An 11,989-nucleotide genomic window follows, 5' to 3' on the forward strand; every position below is an offset into this window, starting at 1 on the left:
ATTTTCTCTGCACAGACAGCGAACCGTATTCAAATCAGTATTCCTCACGCATGCTTTATTTTGTTGTGCGAATCTTCTTCGGGAAAACTCTCGATATAGACAGAGCCAAAATCACATAACATCAGAAGCATGGGAGCCAGCTTTTCGCCAAGCTCGGATAAAGCGTATTCCACTTTGGGCGGTGAAACCGGATAAACTTTGCGACGAATGAGTCCGTCGTCTTCAAGTGTTCTTAGCTGCATCGTAAGCATGCGTTGTGTTGTGTCCGGAAGAAGCCGCTGCAGTTCATTAAATCGGATCGGACCTTTTGCCAACTGGTTTAAAATAGCTATTTTCCACTTGCCGCTGACTAAGCTGAGTACAATTTCGGAGGCGCAGCTATAGGTTTGATCTCTAAACGTTATCATCCTTTAACACATCCCTTTCTGTAAAAAAGAGGATCAGATTGTTCGTTACTTACTTATTGCGAGTTATGGATTGATCATTCTATATATTAATTATAATTCTGCTCATTTGTCAAGGAATTGTGGATCGATTAGTATAAAGGAAGGAAAAGGAGGTCATCTGATGCCACGAACAGGACTCCCGCGCGCATTTAACCGTGATGAGGCGGTTACTGCCGCGATGAATCTTTTTTGGGAGCATGGATTTGAATCCACTTCACTCTCACAGCTGCGTGCAGTGATGGGAAATATTTCAGCGGCGAGCTTTTACGCGGCATTCGATTCCAAGGAAGCGTTGTTCCGTGAAGCGGTCGAACGATATATATACACTTATGGAGATGTGACAGATCGTTTCCGGGATACAAGCTTGACATCAAAAGCAGCAATAGAACAGGGATTACGACAATCGGCGAGGATGCAGACAGAGAATTCTCATCCTTTGGGTTGTCTGTTGGTTTTGTCTGCAGTCAAATGTTCTCCTGAGCAGCACCACATTCAAGAGTTGCTCGCGAAGGAACGGGAAAGGGTTCGCGGTTGGCTTAAAAGCTGCATAGAACGGGGTGTTGCCAATGGGGAGTTGCCCGATTCAACCGATATCCCCATGCTGCTGACGTTATTCGAAACATTTCTCCGAGGCATTTCGATACAAGCCCGGGACCATGTTCCATACGAAACGATGGATGCTGCCATCACTCAGCTGATGAGAGTATGGGATTTATCCGCAAAGACGACGACACAAGTGGGAGGCTAGCATATGATCATTGTAATTGATCCTTACACGGAAGAAAAACTAACGCAAAGTTTGGCAGGTCGGCCCGGTTTCTTCAAGCTTTTTTATGATACCGAAAATTGTGGGTGCAACGGAGTGTTGGCCATCGAGATTCTTGAGCGGCCGCTTGACACTGATGTGAAGGTTCCTGTGAATAAATTTACATTTCTGGTCGACAAGCAGCAGGAGAGCTTGTTCGACAAGGCGTTGAAGCTGGAAGCGGACCGAACCTATCCGTCGTTCAAGGTGACCAGCGATTCGGCATTATATAGTACCAATGTCCGAATCCAAGACGGCAGGAATATCGCTAATTAAGCAGCGCTGCAGCTGGAAGAAATACGGCCAATACAAGTTCATCGTGAGAGAACCCTTGCAACGATTTGGAGCCCCGATTATGCAGCGGTTCCTCGTATGCGATATATTCTTTACGCTTAACCGCCGCGCATCTGCGGCTTTTTTTATTTTAATGATAGATGATATCGATTATGATCAGTGAGAACGTTGCAAAAACTATCCTTAATTTCAATCTGATCGTCAATCGAACCAGTTGATCTTGTTACCAATCATTACAGCCCTTATAATTTCATTGTGCAACACTTAGGAACAAATTAAAAAGGATAAGGAAGTCACTCATGAGAAAATTGTTAGTATGCACGTTAGCTATCATGCTAAGTTTATCTGCGTTTACCCCCGCTATTTACGCTTCTGAAGTCAACGTATCCGTGGATGGGCGTGAAGTACAATTCCCAGATGAGCACCCATACGTCGATCAGAGATCCAACCTTACGATGGTTCCCCTTGCTTTTGTATCCGATAAACTCGGTGCTGCGACGAAATGGAACGGAAAATCAAAACAAATTACAATCTCGCTTAACCGTGACATCATTAGTTTGGCAATCGGCCAAAATCATGCACTGGTGAATGGTAAAAGGGTAGATTTTGAAGGGTCAGCGGTGCTCAAAAACGGCCGTACGATGGTTCCGCTGCGTTTTATTAGTGAAGCCCTGCATGCCATTGTAGATTGGCAGCCCACGCGAAATCAGGTGAGCATCATGACTACCGTAACCCGTGTTCCGAAAGGAACTTGGATATGGGACAGTTACATTCTGAAAAAGGATCAAGATCAAATGATTAACTTCGCAAAAAGTAACGGTGTAACCTCTATTTACCTTCAAATAGATAAAGATATAGATCCTGCAATATATGAAGGCTTTATTCGAAAAACGAAGAGTGAAGGAATTCAAGTGGAGGCACTTGAGGGACGTCCCGAATGGGCCACTAGGTCTAAGCAGGGGGATATTCAAAAATTTATCGCGTGGGTTAAAGCCTATAATTCCTCTGTTGGCACGGAAGCAAGCTTTACGGGATTGCATTTGGATATTGAACCCTATGCGCTGAGGGAATGGACGACGGACAATAAGACGATTCTTGAAAGCTGGATGGATAATATGAGACTGATCGAGAAAGAAATCAGAGGGAGTGGCTTGAAAATTGCGATCGACGTTCCGTTCTGGCTAAATTCGATTAAGGTGCCTGGAAAGGATTACAGTATGAGCGCGTGGATGCTGGAGAAGTTCGATTGCCTCGTCATCATGAATTATCGGAACCAGGCGTTAGGCAGCGATGGAATTGTTGAAAATGCGCAGGCCATGCTGAGAGAAGCCTCCACGCTTAAGAAGAAAGTTATTGTTGCTGTAGAAACAGTCAAAAGCACAGAGGGTCCGCAGGTCTCATTCTATTCCATGAGCAGCGAAGTGATGGAGAAAGAGCTGCAGTCCGCCCATAATCAATTGGCGCACTTTGCAAGCTATGCCGGCTTCGCTATTCACGATTTAAAAAGCTGGCAGGAAATGAAATAACAAGCTTGGTATAGGAATCCCACTAGCAGTGGCAGCCGATCGGCTGCCATTACTTGCGTGAATGGTGAAAATTTTGCTAATAAGTGATATTTCAGGAAAATGATCCTAATGCCATGGAGGCTTCACCCAAACATTGTTACAGCGATCGCATAAATTAATAGAGTCAACCCTATGATAAAAAAGGAGGAGATGTTGTGCGGAATAGTAATATACATGGCTGTCCAGCCCCACAAAATATTACATTGGTTCAGCGTCTGCAGCTGCTTGTGGGACGGACAGTTACGGTGTTCCAACCCGGATTCCCGAGACTGACAAAAACGACAGGTAAGCTCTCCAACGTAACCAAGACAACTTTTACGGTTGGATCAACGGTCGTCGCCATCCAAACCTCATTCTATATCGTCCTCAACGAAAGAGCTAAACGGACGCTGCCTTTTGACGTGACGGCCACCGCAGAAGATATCGGCGAACTGAGCGGAATATTAATTCGAGTCGGTCGTGGCTTTGTCGAGTTTGTTCAGACTCCAGGCCGTAGAGTGCCAACAATTTTCCCATTGAATTTATTTACCGAAGTGGTTTGCGAAAGCGAAGAAGAATAAGAACACGATGTGAGATTGTCATTTAAAAATAGTTTATTAAACAAGAAGGCAGCCAGCGGATGCGATGGGCTGCCTTCTTGATGCTAACGTGTAGGTAGCATGGCGTTATTCCTTATTCAAGTTGTGTAGGGTTGAATATAAAATAATTAATAACCATTTATTCCTGAGCGGGGTATCGATAAAATGGTAAAATACTACAGAAGTACGATAGAATATTAATTTTAGCTAACTGCTCCTGTTACTCAAATTATGATGAAGGAGAGAATCGGATGAAAACATTGATTGAGGAGTATAGCCGAGATTATTCGCTCATGCGAGAAGCCGTCGAGGGATTGTCTGAGGAAGAACTGCGCTTCCAACCCTCACCGGATAAATGGAGCATCCATCAGATTGTGATCCATGTGACGGATGCCGAAGTCCTGGCTTTACATCGGATGAAAAAAGTCTTGGCTGAGGATGAGCCGCTTCTGCTATCTTTTGATCAGGAAGCTTGGGCAAATAACCTGGAATATGAAAGATTGGATCTCGAGCAGCATCTGATCCTGTTCCAAATGCTTCGGGCCAGCATGATGCCACTTCTGAATAGTTTGACTCCCGAGCAGTTTGAGCGAGTCGGCGAATATCCCGATGGAGCACGGTACACGTTTAAAGAGCTATTGAAAATGCGCACCCAGCATGTCCGTAATCATCTCGCCCAGATCGAGCGGGTAAGGCAGGCATATCGGGAAAATCGGGTGTAACCCTATAAACGAATGGGCTCGGTTGTACGGCAACAAAAATAACCATTCACACTTAAAGGTCGCATCATAGCGGCTTTTTTAGTTTTTTCAATATATGTTTTTGAGCACTTTCCATGACATTTTCAAGAGATGATGATTTTCATCAATGCGACATCGTCAAAATTGACACCGTCGCGGAGGTAAATGGCTGGACCGGCGATGTGACGCCATAATGGCCGACAACGCCGATCCGAAATACCGGTCGCTTGGTCGATAGTTAATTCAAATCTTTTGAATACCATGCATCCATAGCAGAATGGTCAGAACCTGACAGTGGCTCATGTAATAGAGTGAACCCATATTTTTCATATAAACTACAAGCCGTTTTTAATTCATGCTTTGTTTCTAAATAACATTTTGCGTAATGTGTAAAGGCAAATGATAAAGCTGTTTCCATTAACATCTTTCCCAATCCTAAACCTTGTGCTTTTGTACTTAAGTATAGCTTTTGCAATTCGCAAACTTTATGATATTCATTAAACGGTGCTATACCGATTCCGCCAACGACTTCACCTTCCATTTCTGCCACCCAGTAGTTCGCATGTTTTAATTGATTATAATATTGATGAAGGTCGTTAAGTTGAGGGTCAAAATAAGCTGTCCCAGGAATCGCTAATCCAAGTGATTTTAGTGAATCTTGTATGATTTCTTTAACTTTTACATTGTCTTCTTTTTTAATGTCACGAATAATCATATACGATCTCCTTCAATTAGGCCTTAATAAAAGTTTGTAGAGATAGAATCTTCTAAATGGAGACTTTGTCCGCATTTTAGAAATACAGATATGCTAATACTTATTTTGTAGTAAGTCAACTAAAAGAGAACGTATGGATAAAGAAATGATTGATGATATCAGACAATGCAACCGATTTTAAACCAAGGTTGATATTGATGGTCTGAAGGAAGTTGGCAGAATCGTTGCATTGACGATTAGTGAAATGAAACGCCACACACGTGTAAGATTTACCAAAGTAACGGCTAAAAAAAGCGGATAATGAGAAGAGATTCTTCCTGTTTATAACAAACACGATAAACGGGTACTGATAGAGGGTCAGATCATTATGATTGAGCCTTCAAAGGATTCAGCAGCTACAGAAGATTGGAGTTAACTTAAAATAATCAATTAAATCAACAAAAACTCCGTGCTTTGGCATGGAGTTTTTGTTTTCGTTGTACAGGAAGATCGGATCTGATTAAGCTAGTTGCTGCGAACCATTGAACCACACAGATATGATCGACAAGGTATCCGAAATATTTGTAGTCGGATCACCGTTTACGAGAATAAGATCAGAACGCGCACCTTCGGTAATACGGCCGCGATCGTGAAGACCAAAGCAACGAGCCGGTTTGCTAGTAGCCGACTGAAGAGCTTCGATCGGAGTGAACCCTGCCTTCACCAGCAGCTGCATTTCGTGGTGGACACTGGCCCCATGAGCAAGGCCGCCAAGGTTCGGAACGGGAACCGGCGCGACATCCGTCCCGACCAGAATATCAACTCCAGCACGGTGAAGGTCCATCACATTCTTAAAGCTGTTCTCCATAGTGCCTTGCGGGAATGTATTGAAGCTTGAATTCAAAATATCGATCCAATCCGGACTTAATTTGGAATGAACACGCGGATCATTCGCCAATTCCGATGCCGGATTTCCAATAATCGATGAATTCAACACCAAGCACGGTGTAACAAAAGCGCCTGAACCTGCTATGGATTTCACTAACTCAGACGTGTACTCGGGTCTGTCGATAAACAAGTGACCCAAACCATCGACTCCATAATTGATGGCTTCTTGCGATGATTGAGCCGTCAAGACATGGGCGATGACCAGCTTATCGAACTTGTGGGCTTCTGCCACGGCAGTTCTTAAAATCTCGTCGCTTAGTACAGGCAGGCCAGGTGCACCCATGACCGTTCCTTCTTCAATCATGATCTTAATATAGTCGGCTCCATTCTCCACTTGGGTATGCACATGTCTAATCGCTTCTTCCACCGTCGTCACTTGCGGTATTTCTTCGTGATCGTGAGCATATGCGGCCAACATCGCTTCCCGGTCTTCCTCCGATAACTTCTCTAGTTCCTTTAATACGAATTCCGGTATTTCATCTCCATCCGGCAGTAATTCATCTGGGTGTCCGCCTGGAGCAGTGATCGCTGTGCCAGCAGAACGGACGTCTGCGACGTCATTCACATTTTTCAACTGAATCTCGCGCCCTCTTTTAGTAAAATCGCCGTTCATTTCGAGTTCTGTTGTAACGCCGAATTTTAAGGCATCTCGTAATCCGCTGATGGAGGTATGGACATGTGCGTCAATCAGACCAGGCATGAGAGTCGCATTTTCGCCATCAATAATCGTAGCATCGGCCGGAATGTCTCCGCCCACCGAAATAATAGAATCCCCTTTAATGACAACATGTCTGGGCGCAATAATTTGATCTCCATCAAAGATGCGTACATTTGTAATCGCCGTAACTTGTTCTAACGCAGCATTTAGTGTTACCTTCTCCATTTGAATTCCTCCCAAGTGTTTGTCTCTCAACAATTCGGAGTATAACTGTTAGATTTCTAACTGTCAATAAGCTAATATTCGTTTGACAAGCCTATATCAACACTGTATAGTTTATTTACTTACAATTAGATTGCTAACAATTACAGGAGGGAACGGATTATGCAATCCCAAAAGGATACACCTTATCTGGATTTGTTTCAGATTATCGGTCTTAAGTTAAAGAAAAAAGCGGACGAGAGTATAAAAGAGCTGGGGTTAAACGCTCAACAAGGAAAAGTAATTGAATATATTTACGAGAACCAAAGGAATCAAATTATTCAAAAAGACCTTGCTGATCGCTTTCATCTCCGAGGGGCCAGCATTACAAGCATGCTTCAAGGTCTAGAGCAAAAAGGGCTCATCGAGCGCAAAATCCCTGTCAATAATGAACGGCAAAAAAATATATATGTATTGCCAAAAGGGATTGAACTGATTGAAGACTTTCAAGAATCATTCCAAAAGGTGGAGGAAGATATCGTTCAAGTCCTTACCGACGAAGAGAAGCAAGTCTTAAAGAAATTATTGATCAAAATCAATGAGCGCATATAAAGAAGAAAAGTAACTTGAAGATTGGAAGATGCACAAATACGCTTACGACGAGGAACGAATGATGCTGATTTTTAGTAAAAAACAATGAAGAACCCTTAATTGATAAGGGTTCTTCATTGTTTACATCGCCCTTCGAGGGAGAATTCCGATTCGAAGAGACGAACTTGTGTATTCTGTTTACGCCTTCCTCAATTTCTTCCGTGCTAGGTTGCCATATCCCAGAACGATGCTTTCATGGTATTGGCGGTCAGTCAAGTTGTAGTCATTTGTAGTTTCGACCCGAAATCCGAAGGAAGGGGTGTCTGACCAGGATAATTCACAGGGACGACGGGTGAAATCGATAGTATAATCTTCGATGTACAGGTAGACTATGTTAAATTCTTTAACCAGGCAGCAAGTGCCTCGCCAATTTCATGAGGCGAATCTTCCTGGGGATAATGAAGTCCACGTACAGTGATCTCCGTTTGTTTTGGCCAGGTACGGCAGAACTCAACATGAGATGTCGGCATAGTGCCTGGATCACAATTGACGAAGAGTTTCGGGACCGAGCTCTCTGCCAACCACTCTCCGTACGTGTTAACCATTTCTGTCACATCAGCCGGATCTCCATCAAACGGAAGTTGTCGCGGCCAGGTTAACGTCGGACGGCGTCCTTCGCCAGGCAGCGAAAATGGCCGACGATATTCCGTCATTTCTTCATCCGTCAACTTGCGCAGAATGCCGATAGGGAGGTTAGTCTCAATGAAAGAGTTGTGTTCTAACACCATCTGTTCCCCTTCCCCGGATCGTAAAGCCTGGAATATTTTCCGTCCGCGTTCCGGGAGCTCGCTCCAACTACGAGGTTTTATGATTCCCTCCATGTAGGCGATTCCTATGACGGCCTCCGGATGGCGGTACGCCCAATCAAATCCCAGGGCCGACCCCCAATCGTGTACCACAAAAGTAACCCGCTTGCGAACTCCGAGTTGATCCAAAAGGGCATCGAGATAGCGACGATTCTCTGCAAAGGTATAAGAGTGGGAACCACTATTGGGAATTTTTTCGGAATCGCCCATACCTATGAGGTCAGGAGCAATGCAACGACCGAAATTTTGAACATACGGAAGAATTTCACGCCAGAGATAAGAGGAAGTAGGATTGCCGTGTAGAAAGACAATCGGATCGCCACTTCCTTCGTCTACATAGGCCATCTCTAGACCAAGCACTCGTTGACGCTTTTTTTCGTAGGGAAAAGACGTTTTAATCATTCAGAATCTCACCTTTCATTTATCAGATTATTGTATATATGCTTGCCTAAATGAATGCAAGTACATACTTTCATTTGAATTCTAAGAAAAGCTCCCTTCGGAGCTTTTCTTAGAGAAATCATTAACTAAGGGCTAAGAGCCTTAGTAAAAAGACTTACGCTTTCTTCAATAAATTCATCCAGCGTATCTTCCGAGACCGTATCTTTGGCATTTAGTCCACTGATGAAAGCCCCGTAATTCATCCACATAAAAGATAATGCTTGAATTTCAGGATTTGAGGAGACCACTTTGCCTTCTGATGACATTGTAGTTAGATAATCTGCGAGCAAATTTTTCAAGTGCTTCGGGTTACGCGAAGCCTCTTGTAGAACAGAGTCAGGAAGAGTACTGCTTCCTTTTAGCGCGATTGAAATTAATTTTCTGTTCCGGTTCATGATGTTATGATAAGTTCGACTCACTATGAGGAGATCCTCATGCAGATGTCCTTTAAGACCTTCGTTAAAAAGCTTAGTCATCTCATTGCCATAGTGGAAACGGCTGAAAGCGGCCTCAAGAAGTTTTTCTTTCGTTCCAAAATGCCGAAATAAAGTGACTTCGTTCACCCCGGCAGCTAGTGCGATCTCTTTGGTCGTTGTGCTGTCATATCCTTTTTCTGCCATAAGGTTGATGGTTGCGAGCAATATTCTTTCGCTTGTAGTTGGATTAGCACTCATGAGTACACCCCCTAATGCAAGTGCTTACTTACATTTATTTTAGATTACGTGTCATTAGATGTCAATACAGTGGAGCTGGAAACGCTATTGTCCAATAATTTCGGATTCTTCGGAACTATTGATTATAACTAAGATGGATTTGTCCTAATGTGTTTATATATATCGATCCTTTTATCGCGGCTCATGATCGAGAGATTCCCTGATTAGGGAGCCTCATATTTATTCCTTTATATGAAACTATCAATATGCTATAGTATCCCAGCAAGATGTACATAATGAAGCTGCATACTCAATATAACCCCATTAAAAAGTTAGTTCAGAAACTTCTAGTAGGAGCGTGTAAAATGAATTTAAAAGAAAAGTTGATATTAATAAAGGAAAATGGCTACCAAGCACCTTCCGACGCACTCCAGTTGATACAAGAAATGATAAATCACATCGGATCTTTGGATGCCGAACTACGTGATGAGCTAATTTATACAACCTTATCACATTGGATTCCTGGTAATTTTTTAACTGTAAACGATCTAGAACAACTTCTACCTGTTGTTTTGGATAAAAAGCATTTACTATTTAAGCTTGGTGAAGCCAATACAGACTCTGTCTTTACTCGATCTTTCTCTATGTTAGTCATACCGCTCTTCTTCATGAGGCATAGAGAATCACCATTTCTCACAAGAGAGCAAATTCGTCAGATAAAAGAGAAAGTATTTTACAATGTACAAGAAGAGCGGGATTACCGTGGGTATGACGAAGAAAAAGGCTGGGCTCATGCCATAGCCCATGCAGCAGATGCCTTAGACGACTTGGCTCAATGTTCCGGACTGGATAAAAATGACCTCATAACCATCCTTGATTTAGTTTACGAGAAGATGACCATAACAGATCGAACCTACTCCGATGGGGAAGATGAGAGAATGGTAAGATCCATAATTAGTATTTTAAATAGAAAAATACTTAGTCAGATTTATGTAGAGCAATGGATTAAAAGTTTTGGTGATGTGGAGAAAAGTTCGGAATTTCTTCCTGCCTTTAAACAAAAAAATAATATAAAGAACTTTTTGAAAAGTTTATACTTTCGAGTTAAATTTTACAAAGTAGATGCTGATCTCTGCCCAACTATCGAGCACACATTATATAAAGTAGAAAAAGTATACTATGCCTAATTAAGAAAAAAGTGTGAGGGGAAAAGCACCCTCACTTGTACAACGATCAAGGGGACAGACCGATCATTAAAAAAGCAAAGGTAATGAAGTTACTTAATGGCTGCCACGGGATTTTACCTGGCAGCTTTTGCTTTTTTTTAGTCCTTATTGCTTCGTCGTGGACGAAACTATGAGAAGTTTTATCAAAAACATGGCGAGCGTTCCTCAAAACAGATAAAGGTGATCGTGGACGATATGATGAACCCTGTAAGCGTCGGTGAATCGCTCTCGCATCAAGACGCCACTATTATTATTGCCGGCCATGCAGGACAAGGAGCAGGTTCTACGGAGGCCTGCTCATTTTATTAACGGCATGTAGGACAAGTTCTGGCAGGCATCAGCCTCCACTTGTTTCAACTAATTTACTTGTACTGCGCAAAAAACTCCTTTACAAATTCCAGAAAATGAACAGCTGCTTGCGACAAATAATGCTTCCGATTCCAAGCGATGCCGAAAGTTCTGACGCAAATCGGATCAACGATTTTGATCTGGACGGTCTCCTTATTCAAGGCTCTAGAACCTAGCGATAGGGGGAGGGTCAGCGTGACGCCGAGCCCCATTTCAACCAAGGTTTGGATGGCGCTCGTTTCTTCCAGTTCAAAAGCAATGTTCGGCTCGAAGCCTGCCTGGCGGCAATATTCATCCGTAATTTCACGGAATGTCGATCTGACGGGAACGGAAATAATGGGTTCGTCGGCCACTTCACTCAAATGAACGCTTTCTCTTTTAGCCAATGGATGATTCTTGGGCACAGTTAACCGCATTTCCTCTTCCACTAAGGTCAGCCATTCAATGTCGGGACCGGTGATAGGGTAGGTGGACAAGCAAAAGTCCATATTCGATTTTTCCAGTTCCTTTCTCATTTCCAGCGTCGTGCTGGGTTGGCGCTGCGATATTCGGACATGAGGATGCCGAGCCAAAAATTCTTTCAGGAGCGTCGGTAGAATATGTGGCAGCATCATGCAAATCCTTAAATGCCCCCGGCTTAGCCCCGCCATCTCTTTGATTTCCGTTTCTCCTTCTTCCAATGCCCTAAAAGCCTCATCAACTTTATTCAGGTAAACTTTCCCGAAAGCATTTAATTTGAGGTGTCTTCCATGCCGGTCAAACAGGGGAACACCTAAATTTTTTTCTAGTCTTTGGATCGAGTTGCTCAGCGAAGGTTGAGAGACATTTAATTGGTTGGATGCTTTCGTCATGTTCTCCTGCCGGGCGATAGCCTGAAAATATTTCAATTGCAAAAACTCCATCACTGCCTCCTATATCACATCAATGTTATATGT

Annotated in this window: 13 protein-coding genes; 7 read left to right on the forward strand and 6 right to left on the reverse strand. The window is 43.1% G+C overall.

Features of this window, described 5'->3' with window-relative positions; genetic code table 11:
* Positions 1-44: 44 nt before the first annotated feature.
* On the reverse strand, positions 45-407 hold the full coding sequence (locus E6W40_RS11010; RefSeq protein ID WP_136605508.1) for a winged helix-turn-helix transcriptional regulator: 363 nt from the start codon (positions 405-407) through the stop codon (positions 45-47).
* Between the two features lie 160 nt (positions 408-567).
* Here E6W40_RS11010 and E6W40_RS11015 point away from each other — a divergent pair, with 160 nt between their 5' ends.
* The 5 genes from E6W40_RS11015 (at position 568) to E6W40_RS11035 (ending at position 4,410) form a co-directional block, all read left to right on the forward strand.
* On the forward strand, positions 568-1,194 hold the full coding sequence (locus tag E6W40_RS11015; RefSeq protein ID WP_136605509.1) for a TetR/AcrR family transcriptional regulator: 627 nt from the start codon (positions 568-570) through the stop codon (positions 1,192-1,194).
* Positions 1,195-1,197: 3 nt separating this feature from the next.
* Positions 1,198-1,527, forward strand: a complete 330-nt coding sequence (locus E6W40_RS11020; protein ID WP_136605510.1) for an iron-sulfur cluster biosynthesis family protein — start codon at positions 1,198-1,200, stop codon at positions 1,525-1,527.
* A gap of 317 nt (positions 1,528-1,844) precedes the next feature.
* Positions 1,845-3,071: a copper amine oxidase N-terminal domain-containing protein gene (locus E6W40_RS11025; protein ID WP_136605511.1), complete on the forward strand. Its 1,227-nt coding sequence runs from the start codon at positions 1,845-1,847 to the stop codon at positions 3,069-3,071.
* 194 nt (positions 3,072-3,265) lie between these two features.
* Positions 3,266-3,670 (forward strand): hypothetical protein, encoded by a 405-nt coding sequence (locus E6W40_RS11030; RefSeq protein ID WP_136605512.1) that lies wholly within the window; start codon positions 3,266-3,268, stop codon positions 3,668-3,670.
* 269 nt (positions 3,671-3,939) lie between these two features.
* Positions 3,940-4,410, forward strand: coding sequence for a DinB family protein (locus E6W40_RS11035; RefSeq protein ID WP_136605513.1), 471 nt, complete (start codon positions 3,940-3,942; stop codon positions 4,408-4,410).
* 256 nt (positions 4,411-4,666) lie between these two features.
* Here E6W40_RS11035 and E6W40_RS11040 read toward each other — a convergent pair whose 3' ends face one another.
* Both E6W40_RS11040 and E6W40_RS11045 read right to left on the reverse strand, forming a co-directional pair.
* Positions 4,667-5,143 (reverse strand): GNAT family N-acetyltransferase, encoded by a 477-nt coding sequence (locus E6W40_RS11040; RefSeq protein WP_136605514.1) that lies wholly within the window; start codon positions 5,141-5,143, stop codon positions 4,667-4,669.
* Between the two features lie 499 nt (positions 5,144-5,642).
* A complete protein-coding gene (locus E6W40_RS11045) occupies positions 5,643-6,953 on the reverse strand; it encodes an amidohydrolase family protein (protein WP_136605515.1) in 1,311 nt (436 codons plus the stop codon).
* 159 nt (positions 6,954-7,112) lie between these two features.
* Between E6W40_RS11045 and E6W40_RS11050 the strand changes: the two genes are divergently transcribed.
* Positions 7,113-7,541 (forward strand): MarR family winged helix-turn-helix transcriptional regulator, encoded by a 429-nt coding sequence (locus E6W40_RS11050; protein WP_136605516.1) that lies wholly within the window; start codon positions 7,113-7,115, stop codon positions 7,539-7,541.
* Positions 7,542-7,909: 368 nt separating this feature from the next.
* Here E6W40_RS11050 and E6W40_RS11055 read toward each other — a convergent pair whose 3' ends face one another.
* Entirely contained in the window at positions 7,910-8,788 is an 879-nt protein-coding gene (locus E6W40_RS11055; RefSeq protein ID WP_136605517.1) for a haloalkane dehalogenase, read from the reverse strand.
* Between the two features lie 125 nt (positions 8,789-8,913).
* On the reverse strand, positions 8,914-9,501 hold the full coding sequence (locus E6W40_RS11060) for a TetR/AcrR family transcriptional regulator (RefSeq protein ID WP_136605518.1): 588 nt from the start codon (positions 9,499-9,501) through the stop codon (positions 8,914-8,916).
* A 344-nt stretch (positions 9,502-9,845) separates the two neighbouring features.
* On the opposite strand from E6W40_RS11060, the gene E6W40_RS11065 reads away from it, so the two are divergent.
* Entirely contained in the window at positions 9,846-10,667 is an 822-nt protein-coding gene (locus tag E6W40_RS11065; protein WP_136605519.1) for a DUF2785 domain-containing protein, read from the forward strand.
* Positions 10,668-11,068: 401 nt separating this feature from the next.
* On the opposite strand, the gene E6W40_RS11075 is transcribed toward E6W40_RS11065, so the two are convergent.
* Positions 11,069-11,956, reverse strand: coding sequence for a LysR family transcriptional regulator (locus tag E6W40_RS11075; RefSeq protein ID WP_136605520.1), 888 nt, complete (start codon positions 11,954-11,956; stop codon positions 11,069-11,071).
* Between the last annotated feature and the right edge of the window lie 33 nt (positions 11,957-11,989).

This window comes from Paenibacillus dokdonensis (assembly GCF_004916975.1).
Taxonomy (GTDB): Bacteria; Bacillota; Bacilli; order Paenibacillales; family Paenibacillaceae; genus Paenibacillus_AQ; species Paenibacillus_AQ dokdonensis.

Bases quoted from the DNA above. Each gene is read 5' to 3' on its own strand.
- E6W40_RS11020 (WP_136605510.1), top strand. From the start codon at position 1,198: ATGATCATTGTAATTGATCCTTACACGGAAGAAAAACTAACGCAAAGT.
- E6W40_RS11025 (WP_136605511.1), top strand. From the start codon at position 1,845: ATGAGAAAATTGTTAGTATGCACGTTAGCTATCATGCTAAGTTTATCT.
- E6W40_RS11050 (WP_136605516.1), top strand. From the start codon at position 7,113: ATGCAATCCCAAAAGGATACACCTTATCTGGATTTGTTTCAGATTATC.
- E6W40_RS11015 (WP_136605509.1), top strand. From the start codon at position 568: ATGCCACGAACAGGACTCCCGCGCGCATTTAACCGTGATGAGGCGGTT.
- E6W40_RS11045 (WP_136605515.1), bottom strand. From the start codon at position 6,953: ATGGAGAAGGTAACACTAAATGCTGCGTTAGAACAAGTTACGGCGATT.
- E6W40_RS11055 (WP_136605517.1), bottom strand. From the start codon at position 8,788: ATGATTAAAACGTCTTTTCCCTACGAAAAAAAGCGTCAACGAGTGCTT.
- E6W40_RS11060 (WP_136605518.1), bottom strand. From the start codon at position 9,501: ATGAGTGCTAATCCAACTACAAGCGAAAGAATATTGCTCGCAACCATC.
- E6W40_RS11075 (WP_136605520.1), bottom strand. From the start codon at position 11,956: ATGGAGTTTTTGCAATTGAAATATTTTCAGGCTATCGCCCGGCAGGAG.
- E6W40_RS11065 (WP_136605519.1), top strand. From the start codon at position 9,846: ATGAATTTAAAAGAAAAGTTGATATTAATAAAGGAAAATGGCTACCAA.
- E6W40_RS11010 (WP_136605508.1), bottom strand. From the start codon at position 407: ATGATAACGTTTAGAGATCAAACCTATAGCTGCGCCTCCGAAATTGTA.
- E6W40_RS11040 (WP_136605514.1), bottom strand. From the start codon at position 5,143: ATGATTATTCGTGACATTAAAAAAGAAGACAATGTAAAAGTTAAAGAA.
- E6W40_RS11035 (WP_136605513.1), top strand. From the start codon at position 3,940: ATGAAAACATTGATTGAGGAGTATAGCCGAGATTATTCGCTCATGCGA.